Genomic DNA, 21,380 nt, shown 5'->3' with positions numbered 1-21,380 from the left:
GGGTTTTCGAGTCCTCATCCGAACGTTAAGAAAACGTCTAGATCTGGGGGACCACGATTCGGACGGTCGTGCCTCCGGAGGAGCCTGACAACCATTCCGCCGAGCCACCGGCGGCTTCGGCTGTATTCCTCACGATGTCAATTCCCAGGCCAGTGGAGTCTCCGCTACTTCGCCCTCGTTCGAGCAAATCCCGATTTGCGACGCCGGGTCCGTCATCGGCCACCTCCAGTACTGCCATTCCACCGTGCTCGGTGACGGCCAGACGGTACGGGGTACCGACGGGAGTATGGGCAAAGATGTTGCCGATGACAGCATCGATCGCGGCGGTGAAGTCGGTGTCGCGACCGGCCACCCGACAGGGCACGGGGGGCAGGTCGACCTGCCATGGGCGCCCCTGGTCCTCGGCGAGGGCCCCCCAGTACTCGGCCCGGGCACCAACGACAGTCGTGAGGTCGGTTGTTGCCCCGCCTCCTTCGCGGATGGGTCGTCTTGCCTCGTTGATCAGATGGCTCACCGTACGTTCTAACTCATCGATGTCGTTCTGCAATCGAGACGTGTCTACTGCCGGCTCAAGCGCTTCTACATCGAGCTTGAGAGCCGTCAGAGGGGTACGGAGGCGATGTGATAGGTCTGCGATCGCCTCTCGTTCACCGGCGAGAAGTTGAGCTACCCGGTGGCTTAGGTGGTTGAAGGCAGCGCCGACCTGTACGAGCTCGGCTGGCCCTGAGGGGGTTACTGAAGCATCGAGTTCTCCAGACCCCAACCGTTCGGTGGCCCTGACGAGATCTTCGATTGGCTGAACCACCGATCGCCCCAAACGATCGGCCACGAGTGCCGCGACGGCGATGAGTGCCAACCCGAGAGCGGCTAGGACGACCCACGACGTAACGACATTCTCCATAAGGGCGGCGGTTGGAACGGTCACCACCACGATCCAGGAGCCCGTCTGTTTCAAGACCGGAACCACGACGGCCTGGCCGCCATCAATCGGTTGTCGTGATGCCTCGCCGAGCGTTGCAGCCTCAGTCAGGTCAAGGCCGGATGGCAGGGCAGCACCGATGATCTCTCCGGGGGCCAGCTCAAGCGAGACATTGGGAGGGAGTGAGAGGTTTAACGTGCGGATCGCTTCGGGGCTGTCGTCCAAGATGGAAGCTAGCTGGGCGACGGTCTGAGCATCCCTTTCGGCCGATGCCAGTGCCCGGTCGGCGGCGAGATCCCTGATCATCGCAGCCAAAGGAATAAGAAAGGCCAACACCACGATCGAGGTGGTCGCCACCGCCGACAGGCCCAGCCATCGTCTCACGAGGTCGGATCGACCAGCTTGATGCCAACGCTATGGACGGTTTGCAAATAGCGCGGTTCGGCAGCGCTTTCGCCGAGCTTGCGGCGAAGCACGCTGAGATGAACGTCGATCGTTTTGTCGGCGCCCCCATAGGGCTGGCGCCACACTTCTGCCAATAGGTCCCGTTTGGAAACGACCACGCCAACTCGTTCGGCAAGAAAGGCAAGGAAGTCGAACTCCTTGCGGGTGAGATCGATCACGCTGCCGGCCATCGAAGCCTCCCGTTTCCCCGTATCGATTGTCAGCGCCCCAACCTTGATCGGGCCGGCAGTCGCTCCCGAGTTGATGCGGCGCAGGATCGCGGTGATCCTTGCGTCGATCTGAGCTCCGGAGAACGGCTTGACGACATAGTCGTCGGCCCCGGCTCCGAGGACAGCCACGATCTGTGCTTCGTCGTCTCGGGCGGTGGCTACGACGATCGGCACGTCGCTCACGGCCCGGATCATCTTTAGGACCTGAGTCCCATCGACGTCAGGCAACCCGAGGTCCAGAACAATGATATCGAAGGCCGAGGACGTGGCTCGATGGACGGCGTCCATACCGGTGGCCGACGTCTCGATGCTGAACCCGCGGTCCGTGAGATACTCGCTCAGGCGTTGGCGGATGGCTTGGTCATCTTCGACGAGGAGAACAGAGGGCATACCGGTCATCCTATCGGCGGGGGAGGGGCGATCCTGGATCGTTGGGTCGGTTTACCAATTCCTAACCTTGGCCAGAGAGTTTCTGAAGACGGGTGGTGGCATACTTCCGGTATGCCCGCATGGACTCGACTTATCGGTGGATGGATTCTCGCTTTGATTGTGGCGTTGGCGCTCTCGTGGGGAGCCGTTTCGATGGTCCGGGGAGGGGTCATCGAAACGAGCGGGGCCGTACGCCGCACCGTTCCCAACGCGAGTGAGACGACGAGTATCGGCTCGTCCCTGCCGTCGACTTCTTCATCTTCGGTGTCCGTCGACATTCCTGGGACCATTGATTCGGCGCCCGATCCCAGCTCGACTACACGAGACACTGCACCAACATCGGCTCCACCGACCCCACTCACAACCAGGGCCTCGACCGGAACCAGTTCGACCACTGCGATCAGCTCTCCGACGAGTTCGTCGTCGACGAGTACCTCTACCTCGTCGACTACCAGCACCACGGTCAGCCAGGCATTGACGACCAAGACCTATCAATTGAGCGGCGGTAGCGTCACCATCAGCTTCGCCCCGGGGGTCGTGAACTTCAAGGCAGCGGTTCCACAAAGTGGTTATACGACCGATGTAAAAGACGTTGGACCCGACCGCGTTCGGGTCGAATTCAACAAAGATGGCTCGCACTCCAAGTTTCAGGCGGAGTGGGTATCCGGCAAGTTGGCGGTCACCGTCGAAGAGTAGGTCGAGGGGCGGCTTACGAGTTGTGGTCCGGCCTGGCTAATATTGCGATCTCTCGCCTTTTCGATTGGATTCACGATGCTTTCCGTTAATGCCTTCAAGGTTGCCGATCTGTCCCTGGCCGAACTGGGCCGCCATGAAATCCGACTCGCCGAGCACGAAATGCCCGGGCTGATGGCGCTTCGTGCCGAGTATGCCGATTCTCAACCGCTCAAGGGTGCCCGGATTGCCGGCTCGCTTCACATGACGGTTCAAACCGCGGTTCTGATCGAGACCTTGACTGCCCTGGGAGCCGATGTCCGATGGGTCTCGTGCAACATCTTCTCGACGCAGGATGAGGCGGCCGCGGCGATTGCGGTCGGCGACGGGACTCCTGATTCCCCGAATGGGGTCCCCGTGTTTGCCTGGAAGGGCGAGTCACTCGAGGAATATTGGTGGGCTACCTATCAGCTGTTTCGCTGGGCCGACGGTAAGGGACCCAATTTGATCCTTGATGATGGCGGTGACGCCACGATGATGGTTCACAAAGGTCTTGAGTTTCAGGAAGCCGGCGAAGTGCCAAAACCTGATGAAGGCGACTCAGAGGAATGGGGAATCTTCCTCGACCAGTTGCGGGCCATTCTGGATGAGGATCCGGAGTTCTGGACGGAGATCGCCGCAGGAATCCGGGGCGTCTCGGAGGAGACCACCACCGGTGTCCATCGTCTCTATCAGATGTTGGAAGCCGGCAGCCTTTTGTTCCCGGCTGTCAATGTCAACGATGCCGTCACCAAGTCGAAGTTCGACAACCTGTATGGGGTTCGCCATTCACTCATCGACGGCATCAACCGGGCAACCGATACGATGATGGGCGGGAAGCTGGCCGTGGTCTGCGGATTTGGTGATGTCGGTAAAGGATCGGCGCAGTCGTTGCGGGGTCAAGGCGCCCGGGTGGTCATCACCGAGATCGATCCCATTTGTGCCCTGCAAGCCGCCATGGAAGGGTTTGAGGTCGTGCTGCTCGAAGACGTGATTGAGCGGGGCGACATTTTCATTACGACCACCGGCAACCGCGACATCATCACGGCCGAAGACATGAAGAAAATGAAGCATCAGGCTATTGTCGGCAACATCGGTCACTTCGACAACGAGATCGATGTCGCCGGCGTGTATGCCCTACCAGGCATCGTCCGTACGACAATCAAACCTCAGGTGGATGAGCTCACATTCCCTGATGGCCACTCGATCATCTTGTTGTCGGAAGGCCGACTTCTGAACCTTGGTAATGCCACCGGACATCCCAGTTTTGTGATGTCATGCAGCTTCTCCAACCAGGTGCTTGCCCAGATTGAGTTGTATCGGAATGATCTGGACATCGACGTCATAACGTTGCCCAAGCACCTCGATGAGAAGGTCGCTAGGCTCCACCTCGACGCCCTCGGAGTCAAGCTAACGACCCTTACCGAGGCTCAAGCTGCTTACCTCGACGTTGCCGTTGAGGGACCCTACAAACCCGATCACTACCGCTACTAGGTGGTAAATGCCTGGACGATACGATGTCAATCAGTTTCTGGCTGATGCACGGTCTCGTATCGTCAGGTTGTCACCCCTAGAACTCCAAGACGCGATGGCCTCGGGGGCGGTGGTGCTTGACACGCGAAGCGGAGGTGATCGTATCCGTGAGGGAACGATCGCGGGATCCTTTCACGTGCCGCTGTCGTTGCTCTTGTGGAGGGTTGATCCGGTGGCTGAGTACTCAGATCCACAGATCAATGATCTCGATAAGCCGGTGGTGATTGTGTGCAGTGACGGTTACTCGTCGAGCTGGGCGGCGGCAACGCTCCTCGATCTCGGATTCTCCCACCCCATGGATCTGGCAGGTGGGTTTCGTGCCTGGTCGGCTGCTGGATTACCGGTCGTCAGAATCGCCTGACGATTCGAGTCCGAACTGGGCCCCGGTTGGTTCGTCAAACTGGGCCCCGGTTGGTTCGTCAAACTGGGCCGCGTAGAGGCTGGCGTACAGGCCCCGGGAAGCCAGTAGCCGATCATGGGTCCCTTCCTCGACGATTCGCCCTTCGTCAATCACGATGATGCGGTCGGCGTCGCGGATCGTGCTCAGGCGATGAGCGATGACGAGGGTCGTTCGCCCGACCATCAGTGCCTCAAGGGCATCCTGGACCAGGCCCTCTGACTCGCTGTCTAGTGAGCTGGTGGCCTCATCGAGGATGAGAATGCGCGGGTCCTTCAACAGGGCTCTGGCGATGGCTACTCGCTGCCTTTGGCCACCGGAAAGCTTTACCCCCCGCTCACCGACAATTGTCTGGTACCCGTTCGGGAAGGCCGAAATGAACTCGTCGGCGTGGGCAGCGTGCGCCGCGTCGATCAACTCTTCATCGGTCGCGTCCGGATTCCCAATCCGGAGGTTTTCGGCGATGGTCCCGCTGAATAGCTGGGTTTCCTGGGGGACGGCCGCCATGTGCTGGCGGAGTTCTCGAACGCCAATCTGGCGAACATCGACGTCATCAATCAGGATCCGGCCGGAGGCCGGATCGTAGAAGCGAGGGACCAGCTGCACCAGGGTCGACTTGCCGGCCCCGCTTGGTCCGACGATGGCAAGTCTCTCACCTGGTTCGACAACTAGATTGATGTTCCTGAGGACCGTGACATCGCGGTCCGTATACGAGAAGTTGACGTCTTCGAGGGTGACCTTTCCCAGCACCGCGGGCATGGCCACCGGACTGTCAGGTTCGGCGATTTCGTTGGTCTCTTCCAGCAGGTCGAAGATGCGACGCGAGGCTCCGAGGGCTTCCTGGAGTTGGCTGTACAGTCCGGTGAACGTCCCGATGGCGCCGGCCACCGCCAGCGTATAGAGCAAGAAACTGATCAGTTCGCCACCAGTAAGTTGACCGGCCAGAACCTGCCGGCCGCCCAGCCAGACGACCACCGCCAGGGTTCCAAAAGCCACAAAGGTGACAATCGAAATGAAGATGGCTCGCAACTTGGCTCGGCGCCTGGCCACCAGGTACGACTCATTGACCGCGGTCCCATACCGCTCCGCCTCCACCTGTTCGGCGGTAAACCACTTCACGACTCGATTGGCGGCGATGGCTTCTTCGGCGTAGCTGTTTGCTTCGGCGACCCGATCCTGAAAATCCGTCGAGATGCGGCGCAAACGTCTACCGAAGACGGCCGCGGCGACGATGGCTATTGGTAAGAACGATAGAACGGCGAGTGAAAGGGAGATGCTCATGACGATCATCAGGACGACGCCACCGATGAGCGTGACAGCCTGGGCAAGTGTCTGGGCGACGGATTGTGAAACGGTTGTCTGCACGACGGCCACATCAGATGTCAGCCGTGAGGTGATTTCCCCGGTTTTTCGATTGTCGAAAAACCGGACCGGCAGGGTCATGACCTTGCTGTACACGGCCCGTCGCAGGTCGGCAACCACGCCCTCGCCGGTCAGAGTTATGTAGTACGACCGGAGAAAGTTGAATGCTGCCTGTGCGGCGAAAACACCGATGAGCAGGAGAGCAACCCGGTCGAGTTGGCTGGTGCCTGCCGCGTTTGAGATGGCTTGATCAACGAGATCCCCGACGATCTGTGGGAATACGAGGCCGAGACCGCTCGCCACGACCGTCCCAAACGTCGCGACCAGAAGATACGTGCGGTAAGGGCGCACGAAACGCATGAGTCTGGCCACTTCTTGGAGGCCTTGTCGATCGATCCGGGGACGATCGTCTGCCTCTGTCGAAGGGCGCCGTGGGTTGCGAAGCATCAGGCGATGCTAGGTCCTGGCGGATTACCGGGCGAAGTCGGGTCGTTTCTGCTGCCGATCACCGGCCGCAGGAATCATCGGAGGTGGTCTCCTGTTCTCAGCCCGGGGCGTTTTTCTTCGCTACGCTTGGTGGTGCAGGCTCATGGGAGAGACCGATGAAACACCATATTGTTGCTCGTTTTCAGGACGGGACGGTCCTGAAGGGAACCTCGTCAGATTTCGTCCCCACCCGGGATCGATTTCATTTGCAGCCGATCGATCAAGCTGGCGTGGCGGCCGTTGAGGTCGACGATCTCAAGGGGGTCTTTTTTGTCAACAGCTTTGAAGGCAATCCAGATGAGCGTGGCCGAGCTGACGTAGATCGGTTCGGTCTCGGCAAGAAAATCAAGGTCGACTTCAAAGATGGAGAGACCATGATTGGATATACGTCCGGCTATTCACCCGATCGGAGGGCGTTCTTTGTCTTTCCGGCGGACCCGAAATGTAACAACGACCGGGTGTTTGTGGTGACGGCGGCTACCTCCGAAGTGGCATTCGTTTAGGCGGATCGGTCGGAAGGCTCCCGGCTAGCCCCCCAGTTGGGCAAGCGCGTCACGGAGCGCCTCAAGCCCTTCCCGGAGTGATTCGGCGAATACCGCCAGTTCTGTACCGGCGACGTCTATCTGCACGGGAACGGCCAGCGAGATGGGGACTTCGGTGTCGATCGGTATCGTTTCGTTCACCGCGATCGGAACCTCGATATCAACCGGGATGACGATGTCAACCGGTACCGAAATGTCCAGGGGTATGGCGGTTCCGAGCGGGCCATCGATCGTGATCGTCGTATCGATGGTCTGATTGATTGGAAAATTCGTTTTGATGGGAACGATCAGGTCACGTTGCAGCAGGAACTCGGTGCGGATCGGGACTGACTCGTCGAATTTGATGTCCATCGTGATTGTCGAGGTGGCAAATGCGTCTAGCCCGTTGATTGCATCGTTCAACGATGTGCTGGTCTCCGGGCCAAGGTCACCAAGTGCGGCTTCGAAGACACTCAACTGAGCTAGTGCGAATGCAGCTCCAGATTCGACCTCGGTGAGTTGGTTGCTCAGTTCCTCCACCCTCGCTTCTGCCTGGCGGACTCGCCCGAAGAGGACGGCCCCGAAAACCAAAGACAACACGAGAGCTGCCGAAACTGCGATATAGGCTTGCTTCACGTCTGGTCTCCTGGTGGGGGTGGTTGGATCGTAGACGGACTAGGTGGCTATTCGAAGGCTGCCCGGGGTTCAGACGCCTGGTGCCGGGGGAATACAACGGTTGGCCTCTATGGTTGGACCGGTACGAATCAACCACCTAGGAGCCTCCGTGCCTGCCGTCAACGTCGATGACCTTCTATCCCTACCAAGGGTGCAGACCCTGCCGGTCCAATCCATACCTCGTCCGGTGCGGTCTGTCACGACGGCTCCGCGCGGTTTTGAAGGGGAAGGTTTCCCGGTACATCGTGCGTTTGAAGGAGTCGACCTCGTCGACCTGGATCCGTTCGTCCATCTGGACCAGATGGGCGAAGTCGAATATGCGCCGGGGGAGCCGAAAGGAACGCCCTGGCATCCGCATCGCGGGTTTGAAACGGTCACCTACATGATCGACGGGATCATGGAACACCAGGACACCAACGGTGGTGGGGGAGTCATCACCAACGGCGACACCCAGTGGATGACAGCCGGCTCGGGCCTGCTCCACATTGAAACACCACCCGAGCATTTGGTCATGTCGGGTGGTCTGTTTCACGGATTCCAGTTGTGGGTGAATCTGCCGTCCGCAGACAAGTTCATTGCTCCGCGCTATCAAGATCTTCGAGGTGGTGACGTCGCGTTGCTGACGTCCCAAGATGGCGGAGCGATCATCAGGCTGATCGCCGGAGAAATTGGCGACGTTCGAGGTCCTGGCTCGACGCACACGCCGATCACGATGGCGCACTGCACCCTTCATCCCGGTTCCCGGTTGGAGGTACCCTGGCGTCCGGACTTCAACGGTCTCGCCTACGTCCTTGGCGGAAAGGGATCGGTTGGTATCGAGCGTCGCCCGATTGTCAGTGGTCAGCTAGCCCTGTTCGGACCGGGCGATTCAATCGTCGTTACCGCTGACTCCATCCAGGAGACCCGGAGCCCTGATATGGATGTGCTCATTCTGGGCGGCCGGCCGATTCGTGAGCCGGTGGCGTGGAGTGGGCCGTTTGTTATGAACACCCGGGACGAATTGGTGACGGCGTATGCCGATTATGAGGCCGGTCTGCTCGGGATAATTCCTGCACAACATTGACCTGGTTGCCGAGGCGTTGAACCGGAGAATGGCGGGGGTTCCCACTACGGACCCCCGCCATTCTTGGTTGTGTGAGCTCTACTGAGCGTGTCGCTTGCCGTGATCCCAAGTGAGTCCTGTCCAGTTTGAACCCGTCCAGGAATTGCCAGTCCATCTACTCGCCGACCAGGTGCTGCGTGACCAGGCAGAGCCGGTCCAGTAGGCATCTGACCACGTGGATCCTGACCACGTCGAACCCGACCAGGTGCTTCCGGACCATGTAGACCCTGACCAGGTACTCCCTGACCAGGTGCTGTCGACCACGTAGAGCCATTCCATACCCCACCGCTCCACGTTGATCCTGACCACGTGCTGTCTGACCAGGTCGAGCCGTCGAACGCCATGCCGAAGATGTCCATCTCCCCATTGAGGACGATCCCGGCATTCTCGAGGTGGTCCGTCCCGCGGGCGGCTTCCAGTGACCCGGTACCGGTTGCTGGAGCGAAGTTCTGAGTCGGGTCACCTTCGGCGGTCCATCCGGCAGCCGCCCCGATGTCGATCATGCCTCCCCCTGGCAGGTTGTCGAGCCTGACACCGGGGAGGCGGTCGCGATGAGTGCGGCCTTTACCTGGTCCCCAATGCTCTTGCAAGTCATATCGTCACTCTGAGTGGTTAGTTGGGAACCAAACTCTTCGGCACCTAACTGACTAGTCACTGCTGATCTCCTTCAAACGTGACTGAGCCCCGACGAGGCGAGGCTCAGCTGACCTTCTTTATTTGTCGGCTAGCGGATACGCTTTCCGTGGTCCCAGGTGAGGCCGGTCCAGTTCTTACCGGACCAAGTGCTGCCCGACCACGTGGATCCGTTCCAGGTGCCGCCGGACCAGGTCGATCCGTTCCAGTTGGCACCGGACCAGGTGCTGCCGCTCCACGTTGACCCTGACCAGGTGCTGCCGCTCCAGGTGCTGCCGGACCAGGTCGATCCGGACCAGGTGCTGCCCGACCACGTGGATCCGTTCCAGGTGCCGCCGGACCAGGTGCTGCCGGACCAGGTGCTGCCAGCCCACACCGGCGAACTGAACGGCTGACCGAAGATGTCGATCTCGCCTTGGAGGGCCACGCCATTGTCGGCGAGGTGATCGGAGCCACGGGCCGCCTCAAGCGAGCCAAGCCCGGTTGCCGGTGCCCAGACCTGTTGGATGGCGGTGCCAGGACTGGTGCTGGTGACAGACTGGAAGGCGGTAACCAGTCCGGATCCTTGGCACGTGGACAGGATGCCCCAAAGGCTCTTGGAGGTGCCGGTGATGACCCGCTTGACCTGATCTGGGGTGTACTCCGGGTGGGCATCGAGCACGAGAGTCGCAATACCTGAGACAACGGCAGCCGCTTGGCTGGTGCCGGATCCTTTGAACAGGTTGTTGTCAAGTCGGGCACCGGGATAGTTCACGTCGGCGTATGAACCCGGGACTCGCAACGAGGCGATCGTCTTGCCGGGAGCAACCACGTCGACAGAGCGGCTCAAGGTACCGCAGTTTGACCAATCGGGGACATAATCGTCGTTGGTGCGGGTGGTTCCACCGGTGGCGTCGGCGCCGACCGCGATGACGTACGGGTTGGTGGCTGGCGAGCGCAATGCGGAGCCGTTGGAGTCGTTGCCAGCGGCGACGACTACCACGATGCCGTTCTTCCAGGCAACCTGAACGGCGTAGGAGAGTGGGTCGATGGTGTAGGCCTGTGAAGAGTTCGTGCCGAACGACAGGTTTAGGACACGAACGTTCATGCCGTTGTCATTGCGGTGTTCGATGACCCAGTTGATGCCGGCTAGGACCTGGCTGACGTCGACGGCACCGTTGGCGGCTCCGACTTTGACGTTGAGGATTCGCGCGTCAGGAGCGACACCGAGAAAGCTCTTTTTGGCGAGGTGAGAGTAAACCTGACCAACGCCCGAAGCCCGACCGGCGATAATGCCAGCCATATGTGTGCCATGGCCGTAGGCGTCGAGGTACTGCATGCCGGCGTATTGTGAGTCGAACGAAAGGTCGGGACCGTTGATGATCTTGCCGGCCGTGGCCAGTCCCTCAACGGGGGTGACGCCGGAGTCGATGAGTGCCACGGTGACGCCATTACCGGTTGCTCCGTTGTCCCATGCGCTGCCGGCCTGGGTGACGTTGGCTACTTCGGCGAGGTTCGTGACGTCTTTGCCGTTGTCCCAACCGCCACCGGAGAGGTCGACGCTCGAGTCCTGAGTGACCGAAATGACGCTCGGATGGGCTTCGAGACGACCGATCGAGCTGGCTGGTACTTGGGCCGTGACCGAATCGATGGCTGTCATGGTGCCGGTGATGGTGCCGCCCATATCCTCAATGGTGGAAGCGACGGATGCACCCTCCATGGTCCGGATGATGACCTTGACCAAATCGGTTGACGGCGTGGCGGCTGGTGCGGCCAGCAGCGATCCGAACAGGGCAAAAACGAGAACGAGCCCGATGGCTCGTCCTTTCGTTAAAGCTGAGGTGATGCTCACGAGTTGTCCTTTGGAAGGTCCCAGTGTTCTTTGGTCTCTCATCGGTCACTCTCCGCGATCTCCCGCGAACCATCCTTGAGCAACGCACAATGACTAGTCATCATTCGAGCATCCGGCCGTCAGCCTCTGGCAATCTCCCAACCAGGGTTCGTCCGGCTAACTTGAGGGCATGCGCCGAACTCTTTTGCCTCTCCTTCTGCTTGCTCTCCTCGGATCAGCGTGTCAGGTGAAGGTCGATCAAACCACCCGGATCGAGGACGACGGCTCCGGCCAAATCGTTCTCGATGTCCTACTCGACGAAGAACTGAGAACTCTTACGGGATTCGAGGACGCTGCCGGCGCGTTTGAACTGGCCGGGGGAGTTCCGGAGGGATTTGTCGTGGAGGATCTCGTCGTAGACGATCTGGCCGGTGCCAGAGCGGTCCGAGACTTCGCCGATATCGATGAACTGAATACGGTCCTTCAAGATGCGACCGCCGCCGGCCTGGCGACCGACGTGACCGTCGTTCGAGAAGGCAACGAGTATCGCTACACAGCCACAATTGGCGATCTCAGCGCGGCCGCCGAAGGTCTGGGTGGGTTCATAACCGCGGATACGTTCGACGACTTCTTTGATATTGTCCTTGCGGTCCATATGCCAGGCGACGTCGTGGACAACAATGCCGATGTGGTGCGTGAAGATGGCACCCTCGTGTGGGAGATCGGCATCGATGACTCAGGCAAGACCATTTCAGCGACCTCACGGGTTGCGACGGATTGGGCTCCGGTGACGATTGGCGTGATTCTGTTACTGGCCCTCCTTGGAGGTGGGGTAGTGCTTGTGCGGAATCGCATGTCGAAACCCTCGCCGGACGCCCCACCGGCGGACGGCCCGTTCGAATCACCTACCATATAGGTTGCAATCAATTTTCTGGAGCATGAGTGGCAAAGCAAGAAGACGTAATTCGGGTCCAGGGTGTGGTCGTGGAGACACTGCCCAACGCGACGTTTCGGGTTGAAGTCGACGGTGGACTCGAAGTCTTGGCGCGGGCCGCAGGCAAAATGCGTCGGGGTCGTTACATCAGGATTCTGCCAGGAGACCGTGTCGACGTAGAGCTGTCTGCCTATGACCCGACCCGCGGTCGGATCGTCTGGCGTTACAAGTAAGCCTGTCTGCCATACTGCCCGGCTATGGCCGGTAAGATTATTCATGGCGAGAACCTCGCCGTTCTTGAATCGCTACCTGACGGTTCGATTAACCTCATCTATATCGACCCACCCTTCGGGACCGGGCAGGTTCGTACTCATCGACGGATCAAGACGGGGTCTGGCGAGGCAACTCGCTCGGGCTTCGGTGGTCGGACCTACCAGTATGAAACCGTTTCCGAGCTGGCGTACCGCGATGACATGCCCCTCGACGATTACCTTGCCTTCTTGCGAGTTCGTCTCATTGAGATGCACCGCGTCCTGGCGCCCGACGGTTCGATATACGTCCATGTTGACTTCCATGCCGTCCACCACATCCGGCTGATGATGGATGAGATATTCGGCGCCGAACGATTTCTCAACGAGATCATCTGGGCGTATGACTATGGCGGGCGTCACAGGGACCGATGGCCTCGAAAGCATGACAACATTCTCTGGTATGCCAAGGGGTCGACGTGGACGTTCAATCGCCATGACATCGACCGGATTCCGTATATGGCTCCGGGCCTGGTCGGACCCGAGAAGGCTGCCATCGGCAAACTTCCCACCGACGTGTGGTGGATGACGATTGTGCCAACGAGCTCGAAGGAACGTACTGGCTATCCCACTCAGAAGCCTCTCGGACTTGTGGAGCGAATCATCCGTGCGTCCTCAAACGAAGGTGACCTGGTGGCCGACTTTTTCGGCGGATCGGGGACCACGGCCGTCGCTACTCAACAACTCGGCCGGGAGTTCTTGTATGTCGATACGAACGAGGAGGCCGTGGCGATCGCCAGGGTGCGTCTGGCTTCAGGTTCGGCGGGCGAGGGCTAGCTCCATCAGGTGTCTCGCGGCGTCGCCCATGACCGCGAAACGATCGTCCTTGGTCTGTCCCCGCACATATCGAATGTAGATTTGCTGGACGATCACAGCCATCTTGAACGAACCGAATACGACGTAATAGTCAACGGTGTCGGGGTCGATTCGAGACCGTCGTGCATACCGCTCAATCGCGGCGCGCCGGTCCATGAATCCCGGTGCGCCGGTTGGCATCGGGTTGAGGGCGCTGGGGGCTTCGTCCTCGTCATACCAAACCGACAGCAACGTTCCTAGGTCGGCCAGCGGGTCTCCCTGAGTACACATGTCCCAGTCGTATACGGCAACGCACACGCCGGGATCGCTCGGCGAGACGGCCATGTTGTCGAGGCGCCAGTCGTTGTGGACCAAGGCTGGCGGAGGAGAGGCAGGCAACTCGGCTCGGAGCCAGGTGATCAATTCGTCGGCCACAGCCCAGTCGTGTTCCTTGGATCCGTGCCAGCGTTGTGCCCAGCCTTCTACCTGGCGTTCCAGAAACCCTTCGGGGTGTCCAAGATCTGCAAGCCCGGCATCAGCCGGTGCCACCGAATGGAAGTCGACCAGCGTGTCAATGACGACTTCGGATAACTTCCGATTGGCGGTCGGGTCCTGACCGCCCCCAAAGCCGTCAGGGACTTCGCGGCGAATGACTATTCCGTTCTTGCGCTCCATCACAAAAAATGGGCTGCCGATGATGGTCAGGTCCTCACACAACAAATAGCTGCGGGGCGCCTGGGGGAACGCTCTCCACAGACCCTTGAGAACGCCATGTTCTCTGGCCATGTCGTGCGAGCCGGGAGCGACCGGTCCGAGTGGAGGGCGTCGAAGCACGTATTCGGCGCCATCGGAATAGCGCAGCAGATAGGTCAGGTTGGCATGGCCGCCGGCGAATTGGCGAACCGTCAGTTCACCGTGATCGATATCAAGTCGATCTGACAGATACGCCGCGACCACTGCGGTGTCGAAGCGTTCGTCGGTCCGAACCGGGATGAGTTCTTGTGCGGCCATCTGGCAGCCAGCCTACCCGGCTACCCCTTACAGGCTGGTACCAGATAGGGATACGGGTTGACGGTTTCGGTGCGGTTCAGGGCGATCTCGAAGTGCAGGTGGGGGTTGGAGCCCTTGGCGTTGCCGGAGTCGCCAACGTATCCGATGACCTCGCCGGCTACGACCTGGCCTGACTTGCCGAAGCTGTCCATGTGCGTTCCGATGTACCTATTCCCGTTATCGCCTTCGAGTCTGAACTGAATGCCGCCGATGGTCCCCTCGATTTGATGGACAAATCCGCTGACCGGTGCCAGAACCGGAGTTCCGCGGGGCGCGAACAAGTCGTTTCCCTCGTGGTAACGACTGTCTGAGCGGGGAAAACCCCAGTCATTGAAGAACGTTGCACCGGGGACGGGGCATACAAACCCTCCGGTGCCGCTTACCTTGAGAACCTGACCAACGTAGATGCGGTCCGGGTTGGTAATCGCGTTGGTGCTGGCAAGGTCACTGGATTTCATACTGTACTTGGCGGCGATCTGGGAGAGGCTTTCGCCCGCCTTGACAGTGTGGGTGGCAGAACTGGTGGCGGTCGGGGAAGGTGCCGCCACGACGGGTTCTCCACTTACCCTCAGGCGAGTGCCGGCGTAGACGACATTCGGGTTGGTGATGCCGTTGAGTGTGCTGATTGCTGACACCGTGGTCTTGAACTTCCGGGCGATCTCGCCGAGCGATTCGCCTGGTTGCACGACGTACACGACCGCCGCGGCGCTCGAATTGGCCGAACTCGTCGGCACCTGGAGGACTTGCCCGACCCAGATCTTGTTCGGGTCGCTGATACCATTTGCCGATGCCAGGGCAGCCGTGGTCACGCCGTTGCTTGAGGCGATCTGCGACAACGTGTCGCCGGCTCTAACTGTGTACCCGGACGCAGCGGCCAGAACCGACAGGCACAGCACTATGAAAGCGGCAACGGGACGGCGATCAACGATCAGCCGTTTGAGGTATGCGAGCATGAACTTGTCTCCTGAAGCACCGCCCGCTTCCCTCGTACCCTATCGTCTCACAAGTTTGTAATTCAAGCTTTGAGCGGGATTCAGCGCTTGCCAATTTCGACTCGTTGTGCCGAGCCGCGTTTGGGTTCAGACCGGGCCCGGAGTTGTCCGCAGGCCGCGTCGATGTCCTGACCTCGCATGTGGCGCAAGGTGCTATTCACACCCAATCGGTTGAGTTCCGACATGAAGGACTCGATTCGCTCCGGTCGGGACGGACGGTCCGGGCTGAGCGGGGTGGGATTGAGGGCGATGACGTTGACGTGTGATTGCAGGCGTTCGGCGATCGGGGCAAGTTTGCGGGCCTGCTCAAGGGTATCGTTCACGCCGTCGATGAGCGTCCACTCAAGAGAGACCCGTCGGCCCTTGGCGTCAAAGAACTTGGCGGCGGCCGCCTCGACTTCGGCGATCGGATAGCGCTTGTTCAGGGGCACCAGGGTGGATCGAAGTTCGTCGTCGGCGGCGTGCAGGCTCACGGCCAGCGTTACCTGCCAGGGTTCCTCTGCCAAACGGAGCATGCCAGGGACCACCCCAACCGTCGATACCGTGATGGATCGTGCGCCAAGTCCCCGGACCTCGATGATTCTTCTCAGGGACTCCCGAACCCGGGTGTAGTTGGCGAGGGGTTCACCCATCCCCATATAGACGATGTTGGTCAGATGATCAGGGCAACCCTCAAGCGGCGATGCTGCCAGGTAGGCAGAGGCGTATGCGACCTGGGCATAGATCTCACCGGGTTCGAGGTGCCGGTCGAATCCGAATTGTCCGGTTGCGCAGAACGTGCAGCCGAGCGCACAACCCGCTTGACTTGAAATGCATAGGGTGTTGCGCTTCGGGTATCCCATGAGAACTGCCTCGATGGCGTTTCCGTCAGGTGCTCTGAACAGCCACTTCACGGTCGTCCCGTTGTCGGCAGTTTGCTCGGTCTCAACCGAGAATGGGAAGAGCTTTTCGGAAATCTCATCTCGCATGTGTGCCGGAAGGTTCGTCATCTGATCGGCCGAGAGGACGGGGTGCTCATAGAGCCATGAGCGCAACTGGTCGGCCCGGTATGAGGGCTCATTGGGGAACAGACTTCCCAGATCGTCCGGGTCGACCAAATAGGGCACGCTTCCATAGTAGGCGTCGCACCGGTGGCCCTAGGATGACAGTCATGGAGAGTAGGGAACTATCACCGGTCTCGAACCGCGAGCGGTTTTTCACCAACCCCGGTTTCGTGGCGCTCTGGGCCTCGCTCGGTATGGGGCTTCCCGCGGTCGCCGTTGGAGCCAGACTCGGTTCTGACCAGGCGATGGGCCTTACCTATATTCAGGTATTGCTGGTGGTCCCGATCGGGTTACTCATCGGCGGGGCGATTATCTCGGCGGTTGGGTGGATGGCCGCCGACATGGGCGTACCGACCGGCCTGCTGTTCCGGCCGAGCCTTGGAATGGTTGGCTCGTGGGCGGCCTCCGCCTTTCAGGCACTTCTTTACATTGGTTGGACCGCTCTTGAGATTCAGATCGGGGCGGCGTTCCTCGAGCGAGTAGCCAGTGAGGTGGACTATCCAATCTCGACCGGTGTCGCGATCACCATTGCGACGACCCTGGTTGCCGGGTTGGTGTGGATGGGCATGTCATGGGTTTCGGGGGTTCTCATCCGACGAGTTACGTTCTGGATCGCTCTGGCGGTGGTTATCTGGATGGTGGTCGATGTCGTCTCCGGCGCCGATCTGGCAGGTTTAAGCGACCGGGTTCCTGATCAGAGTCAGTTCTGGCTGGCGATCGACATGGTGGTGATGTTCACCATGCTGTGGGTTCCACTGGCCGGTGATACGGCCCGATTCGCCAAGGACACCAGTGCCGCGACGTCGGGCGTCGGGTTTGGTTTTGGTATTGGTTTCGGCGTCATGCTCCTGGTGGGAGCAATCGTGGGGCTGGCAGGAGAGATGGACGGAACGATGACTGGTTCGATCGATTTTCTGGTCGGCACGGCCGGGCCATTGGTCTTGTTGATCGGGGTCGCGTGGCTGTTGGCCGGCGAGATCGATCAACCGTTCGGGTTTGTATATGGTGCGTCGACGGCGCTGGCGACCACCACCCTACGCCGGGCTCCACTCTGGCTGTCTCTGCTCGTAGTGGGGTTGGGTGGCGTCACCTCGTCACTGGCCAGCGCCAGTTCGTTGCTCGGCGTGGGTAAGTTTCTGCTGGCGATGTTTGTCCCCCTTCTCGCCATTCTTATGGCGGACTTCTTCGTGGTGAGGCGCCGCCGTTACCTGACGGACGGTTTGTTCCAGTCAGATGGGGGACCATACGGCAAGGTGAACCTCTACGGTCTGCTGTCGTTCGTGGTGGCATTTGCGATCCAACAGTGGATCAATCCGTCCGGTCCGGTCCCATGGATTGAGATTGTGGAGCGGATTCCGGCGGCCGGAACCTGGGGGACGGCCGGGGTCCCGGCCATGATCGTCAGCCTGTTGGTCGGCTTTGGTTTGTATTCAGGTTTGGGTAGATGGAAGATCGAGGAGTGGGAGTCGGTTTCCCATATCAGGCTTTGACCTGATCTTGTAGATCAGGCTTTGACCTGATCTTGTAGATCAGGCGTTGACGAGGCGGGCGGCATCCTCAATCCATTTGCCAGCCCGGGCTTCGGTGACGTTGATGATCCCCGCCAATCGCCCCGGGGTGGCCCCTGCCAGGTTCTCGTAGGTGGCGATCCCGACTTCCATGAGGCGCCGTGCGAACACAGGGCCGATGCCGCCGATCACCGTTAGGTCGTCAGGATCAGTCGCCACCGAGTCTGGCGGCTCGGGTGGCAGGGTGAAGGTCGGGTGTTCAGGCTCCCGGCTGAGCGCCAGAGTTACGAACCGATCGCGCATTGCCCAGGCAACCGCGCCGATACCACCGACTATGCCAATAATGCGGGCCGCTTTTGCTAAATGCATCTCGCTAACCCCAGCAATGGGCGGATGGATTCCAGTGGCGCCAACCACCACCGCTGTAGACCAGCCAGGCTGCGACGGCCACGTTCGAGTCGGGGTCCAGGATGTTGGCACCGGCAAGCCCGGCTTTGGCCGACCGATCTTCCCAGAATTTAGGAAGATGCTGAAACAATCCCGAGGCGTTCGACGCACCATGGACGGCATTGGGATCGCCGCTGCTTTCACAATGAATAACCCACAGTGCTCGATCGACGTCCGCCGGTGAGAAATACGCCTCAACCAGGCTGCGCCACGGAGCGGCATCGGCGGGGATGTTGCTGTATTCACGAGGAGACGACGCCGGGACGGTCGTGATCGGCGCCTTGACTGTCGTCAATTTCGTGCGGGGGGCGGCTGAGGCGACTGTGGTTGTTGTTCGGTTGCTGGCAGCCTGGGCCGAGATCAGGGCGCTCACGTCAGGGGACTTCGCAACAGTGCTGTCGGTCAGGTCTACTTCCGGGGCGAAGTTCATGGCAGCCACCCGGCCGGCCAACAGTCCGACTGATGTGTCGGCTTGGCTCACAATCGAGTCGCTAACGACGGCGCCGGTTTCGTTTTGTGGCCCAACCGCGGCCACTGCCTCAATCGAAACGGCTGGCCCAGTGGTAGGGGCGAACGCAGCAAAGCCAGCTACTGCAAATGATGCCATCGCAGCCCAGCCCACGAAAGCGCCCAATCGAATAAGTCGCAATTTAACAATCCGCCCTTGACATTAAAAGGCTCCCAGCGAGGAGCTACCACAGGATAGAGGTTCGGGGTATGACTAAGCAAGCCACTTACATCCAAATAATGGAAATTGGCGAAGACCTACCGGACGGCGGCGCTGGCGGTTCCCACCCGCGGGTCACCGGCGCCAACTCGAAGACCGGAGGCGTTGACGCGAATGGCCGATACGGGGCCCCAACCGGCCTCCAGAGGCGCCCCCATTTCGATGTGGTGTCCGCGGGCTCTCAGCTCGTCCACGACTGCCGGGAGCATTCGCGACTCGACGCTCAACGTCGACGGGTGGCCGGGTACGAGCGACTTGGTTGTCCACCTCGGCTCCTGTTGTGCCGCTGATGGGGAGAGTCCGGCGTGGAGTAGGTGGGCGGCCATCTGGGTCAGAATCTGGGGTTGCTGATTACCCCCCCGGGTTCCGAGAATGAGCGACAACGCGTCGCTTTGGGTCCACAGGGAAGGGGCCAGCGTGTGAGCCGGTCGTCGCCCGGGGACCAGCTCGTTGCGGTGTCCTTTTTCGAGCGTGAAACCCGCCCCCCGGTTGTGCAAGAAGAAGCCGGACTCGCCGGCCCCGATGCCGCTTCCAATGCCATGGAAGTTCGATTGGATGAGCGACACCCCCATCCCTGACCGGTCGACGACCGATAGATAGGTGGTCCCACCCGGGCCGGGCGAAGGATGGTTCCAACTGCCTGCTCGGGATCGATCGATCCGGGCGGCCGCGGCTTCCAGCAGATGAGTGCCGAGCAGCTCCTCATGGCCGGCCGCCGTCGACGGGTCGGACAGTAGAGCGTCCCGCCCGCCCGCAACCGACCGATAGGCCTCGATCGTGAGATGGACGTAATCCGGATCGCCGGGATCGGTTGGCGGTTCACACAATTCGAAGATGCGGGCCGCCGCCAGGGTGAGGTAGCCCTGACTATTCGGTGGGATCGTCCATGCTCTATGCCCGAAGACATCAAGTGACATTGGCTCAACCCAATCTGGTTGATAGCCGGCAAGATCTTCGATCGTGATGTACCTGTGTACCGCAGCGGATATGTCAGCCGCCACGGTTCCCTCATAGAAAGCGCTGGCTCCCTCGGACGCAATACGGGTGAGGGTCGTTGCGAGTTGGGGTCGGTTGATCCACGTGCCTGGCGGCGGTGCCGACCCTTCCCGGTACAGAGGTCGAGAGGCCGACTGTGGAACCAGTTGTTCGGAACGATCGGTGAGGGCTTTGCTGAGTTCGACGCTGACCGGGAACCCGTTTCGGGCATAGAAGATCGCCGGTCCAAGAACTACGTCAAGAGGAAGCGCTCCGAGGTCCCGTGACAACCATTCCCAGCCCCGTACACAGCCAGGGATCGTGACTGACACCGGGTCCGTGATCGGGATGACGTAGCCGGTCAGATGATCGGCGTTCGCACCTGATCCGGCCCAGCCTGAGGCGTTGAGGCCGACTGGCTTCTTGTCGCCAGACCGGTGGACCAGGGCGAACAGATCGCCGCCGATTCCGCAGGTCTCGGGAGCAACGACTCCCAGCGTGGCGTTGGCGGCGATGGCGGCGTCGACAGCATTGCCACCTTTGCCAAGCATCTCCAAACCAGCCTGAGTAGCCAGTTCGTGAGAGGTGACGACAATGTCGCCGAAGGTTTGCCGGTTCACCGCTTGAGCTGCGGTACAACTCGATTGATCGCGTCGAGGGTGGCCCTGACCGCACTTTGAGCTTCGTCAGGGCCGACCAAAGCACAACCGACCAGAAGTCGTTCCTCGCCCCCTGAGACCATCACGACCTGGGCGATGGCCACCGGCCGGGATCCGATGGTCGGGGTTTCCAGGGCGGCCAGTGCGAGAGCAAAGTCCTCACCGAGGGCCTGCTCGACCGCTCCCAGCGTTGCCTCCCCGACGATCCGAACGCGCGACGTCGGACCGACCGGTCCGCTCGCCGACCCGACATACACTTCGTTCTTCCAGGCGAGGGTGACTTCAACCTGGGACTTGGCCCCTTCGGGGCGTTCGGTGATGTCGATTACGGCCGGCCGATCGCTCCGGCCCATCTCGTCGTTCTCGATCTGGACGACTGACACGATCCGCCGATCGATCGTTATTCCAAAAGAAGCCATCGCCAGGCTTTGGACGTCTCGCACGACTTGTTTGGCCGGCTTGCCCGGAGTGGCGAGGACGTGGACTTCGGCGATAGTGTTTCGGTCTCCCACCACTCGAACGGCATCGACAGTGGTCAGTCGGCACAAAGATTCTTCAAGTTCGGCGTAACGCATGCCGCAAACTTAGCCGTGATGGTGGCACTTTCTGTGGTTTGTCCTTGGGTTCTTGAATGGGTAACTGCTACATTATTTTGTACCCACCGTGGTTGGACCTCGGTGGGTGAGCTGG

General features: G+C 60.3%; 22 protein-coding genes. 9 read left to right on the top strand and 13 right to left on the bottom strand.

What is annotated here, in order from left to right; translation table 11 throughout:
• Positions 1-37: 37 nt before the first annotated feature.
• Together JJE47_05790 and JJE47_05785 are read right to left on the bottom strand one after the other, a co-directional pair.
• Positions 38-1,303 carry a HAMP domain-containing histidine kinase gene (locus JJE47_05790; GenBank protein ID MBK5266930.1) on the bottom strand — a complete coding sequence of 422 codons (1,266 nt, stop codon included), beginning with the start codon at positions 1,301-1,303 and terminating at the stop codon, positions 38-40.
• The gene (locus JJE47_05785; protein MBK5266929.1) at positions 1,300-1,983 is read right to left on the bottom strand and encodes a response regulator transcription factor; all 684 of its coding nucleotides are present in this window, start codon (positions 1,981-1,983) and stop codon (positions 1,300-1,302) included. The genes JJE47_05790 and JJE47_05785 overlap by 4 nt, the downstream gene beginning before the upstream one ends.
• Before the next feature lie 111 nt (positions 1,984-2,094).
• Between JJE47_05785 and JJE47_05780 the strand changes: the two genes are divergently transcribed.
• The 3 genes from JJE47_05780 to JJE47_05770 all read left to right on the top strand — a co-directional run bounded on the left by JJE47_05780 (position 2,095) and on the right by JJE47_05770 (position 4,627).
• On the top strand, positions 2,095-2,718 hold the full coding sequence (locus tag JJE47_05780; GenBank protein MBK5266928.1) for a hypothetical protein: 624 nt from the start codon (positions 2,095-2,097) through the stop codon (positions 2,716-2,718).
• Between the two features lie 75 nt (positions 2,719-2,793).
• Positions 2,794-4,227, top strand: a complete 1,434-nt coding sequence (locus tag JJE47_05775; protein MBK5266927.1) for an adenosylhomocysteinase — start codon at positions 2,794-2,796, stop codon at positions 4,225-4,227.
• Between the two features lie 7 nt (positions 4,228-4,234).
• Positions 4,235-4,627, top strand: coding sequence for a hypothetical protein (locus tag JJE47_05770; protein ID MBK5266926.1), 393 nt, complete (start codon positions 4,235-4,237; stop codon positions 4,625-4,627).
• Here JJE47_05770 and JJE47_05765 read toward each other — a convergent pair.
• Positions 4,604-6,472, bottom strand: a complete 1,869-nt coding sequence (locus tag JJE47_05765; protein ID MBK5266925.1) for an ATP-binding cassette domain-containing protein — start codon at positions 6,470-6,472, stop codon at positions 4,604-4,606. The genes JJE47_05770 and JJE47_05765 overlap by 24 nt on opposite strands.
• Positions 6,473-6,627: 155 nt before the next feature.
• Between JJE47_05765 and JJE47_05760 the strand changes: the two genes are divergently transcribed.
• Complete coding sequence (locus JJE47_05760; GenBank protein ID MBK5266924.1) at positions 6,628-7,014, top strand: hypothetical protein; 387 nt, start codon at positions 6,628-6,630, stop codon at positions 7,012-7,014.
• A 24-nt stretch (positions 7,015-7,038) separates the two neighbouring features.
• Here JJE47_05760 and JJE47_05755 read toward each other — a convergent pair whose 3' ends face one another.
• Positions 7,039-7,668, bottom strand: a complete 630-nt coding sequence (locus JJE47_05755; protein ID MBK5266923.1) for a hypothetical protein — start codon at positions 7,666-7,668, stop codon at positions 7,039-7,041.
• Between the two features lie 148 nt (positions 7,669-7,816).
• On the opposite strand from JJE47_05755, the gene JJE47_05750 reads away from it, so the two are divergent.
• Positions 7,817-8,770, top strand: coding sequence for a pirin family protein (locus tag JJE47_05750; protein MBK5266922.1), 954 nt, complete (start codon positions 7,817-7,819; stop codon positions 8,768-8,770).
• A 44-nt stretch (positions 8,771-8,814) separates the two neighbouring features.
• Here JJE47_05750 and JJE47_05745 read toward each other — a convergent pair whose 3' ends face one another.
• Both JJE47_05745 and JJE47_05740 read right to left on the bottom strand, forming a co-directional pair.
• Positions 8,815-9,399, bottom strand: a complete 585-nt coding sequence (locus JJE47_05745) for a hypothetical protein (protein ID MBK5266921.1) — start codon at positions 9,397-9,399, stop codon at positions 8,815-8,817.
• 134 nt (positions 9,400-9,533) lie between these two features.
• Positions 9,534-11,273 (bottom strand): S8 family serine peptidase, encoded by a 1,740-nt coding sequence (locus JJE47_05740; GenBank protein ID MBK5266920.1) that lies wholly within the window; start codon positions 11,271-11,273, stop codon positions 9,534-9,536.
• A gap of 169 nt (positions 11,274-11,442) precedes the next feature.
• Between JJE47_05740 and JJE47_05735 the strand changes: the two genes are divergently transcribed.
• From JJE47_05735 to JJE47_05725, 3 genes are read left to right on the top strand one after another with little or no spacing between them, the layout of a single operon-like run.
• Positions 11,443-12,168 (top strand): hypothetical protein, encoded by a 726-nt coding sequence (locus JJE47_05735; GenBank protein MBK5266919.1) that lies wholly within the window; start codon positions 11,443-11,445, stop codon positions 12,166-12,168.
• 26 nt (positions 12,169-12,194) lie between these two features.
• Positions 12,195-12,419, top strand: a complete 225-nt coding sequence (infA, locus tag JJE47_05730; protein ID MBK5266918.1) for a translation initiation factor IF-1 — start codon at positions 12,195-12,197, stop codon at positions 12,417-12,419.
• A gap of 24 nt (positions 12,420-12,443) precedes the next feature.
• Positions 12,444-13,271, top strand: coding sequence for a site-specific DNA-methyltransferase (locus JJE47_05725; protein ID MBK5266917.1), 828 nt, complete (start codon positions 12,444-12,446; stop codon positions 13,269-13,271).
• Here the strand turns inward: JJE47_05725 and JJE47_05720 are convergent.
• The 3 genes from JJE47_05720 to rlmN form a co-directional block, all read right to left on the bottom strand.
• Positions 13,248-14,300: a phosphotransferase family protein gene (locus JJE47_05720; GenBank protein ID MBK5266916.1), complete on the bottom strand. Its 1,053-nt coding sequence runs from the start codon at positions 14,298-14,300 to the stop codon at positions 13,248-13,250. The genes JJE47_05725 and JJE47_05720 overlap by 24 nt on opposite strands.
• A gap of 20 nt (positions 14,301-14,320) precedes the next feature.
• On the bottom strand, positions 14,321-15,292 hold the full coding sequence (locus JJE47_05715) for a M23 family metallopeptidase (GenBank protein ID MBK5266915.1): 972 nt from the start codon (positions 15,290-15,292) through the stop codon (positions 14,321-14,323).
• Between the two features lie 80 nt (positions 15,293-15,372).
• Positions 15,373-16,437, bottom strand: a complete 1,065-nt coding sequence (gene rlmN / locus JJE47_05710) for a 23S rRNA (adenine(2503)-C(2))-methyltransferase RlmN (protein ID MBK5266914.1) — start codon at positions 16,435-16,437, stop codon at positions 15,373-15,375.
• A 44-nt stretch (positions 16,438-16,481) separates the two neighbouring features.
• Here rlmN and JJE47_05705 point away from each other — a divergent pair, with 44 nt between their 5' ends.
• A complete protein-coding gene (locus JJE47_05705) occupies positions 16,482-17,864 on the top strand; it encodes a cytosine permease (GenBank protein ID MBK5266913.1) in 1,383 nt (460 codons plus the stop codon).
• A 39-nt stretch (positions 17,865-17,903) separates the two neighbouring features.
• Here JJE47_05705 and JJE47_05700 read toward each other — a convergent pair whose 3' ends face one another.
• The 4 genes from JJE47_05700 to JJE47_05685 all read right to left on the bottom strand — a co-directional run bounded on the left by JJE47_05700 (position 17,904) and on the right by JJE47_05685 (position 21,265).
• A complete protein-coding gene (locus tag JJE47_05700; protein MBK5266912.1) occupies positions 17,904-18,251 on the bottom strand; it encodes a helix-hairpin-helix domain-containing protein in 348 nt (115 codons plus the stop codon).
• 4 nt (positions 18,252-18,255) lie between these two features.
• Positions 18,256-18,936, bottom strand: a complete 681-nt coding sequence (locus tag JJE47_05695) for a transglycosylase SLT domain-containing protein (protein MBK5266911.1) — start codon at positions 18,934-18,936, stop codon at positions 18,256-18,258.
• A 158-nt stretch (positions 18,937-19,094) separates the two neighbouring features.
• Positions 19,095-20,651: a gamma-glutamyltransferase gene (locus JJE47_05690; GenBank protein ID MBK5266910.1), complete on the bottom strand. Its 1,557-nt coding sequence runs from the start codon at positions 20,649-20,651 to the stop codon at positions 19,095-19,097.
• Complete coding sequence (locus JJE47_05685; protein ID MBK5266909.1) at positions 20,648-21,265, bottom strand: hypothetical protein; 618 nt, start codon at positions 21,263-21,265, stop codon at positions 20,648-20,650. Before JJE47_05685 ends, JJE47_05690 begins: the two co-directional genes overlap by 4 nt.
• Positions 21,266-21,380 lie beyond the last annotated feature (115 nt).

Source organism: Acidimicrobiia bacterium (genome assembly GCA_016650365.1).
Lineage (GTDB): Bacteria > Actinomycetota > Acidimicrobiia > Spongiisociales > JAENVV01 > JAENVV01.
The sequence above is the reverse complement of the archived record's forward strand: the minus strand, read 5'-3'. Positions and strand labels throughout refer to the sequence as shown.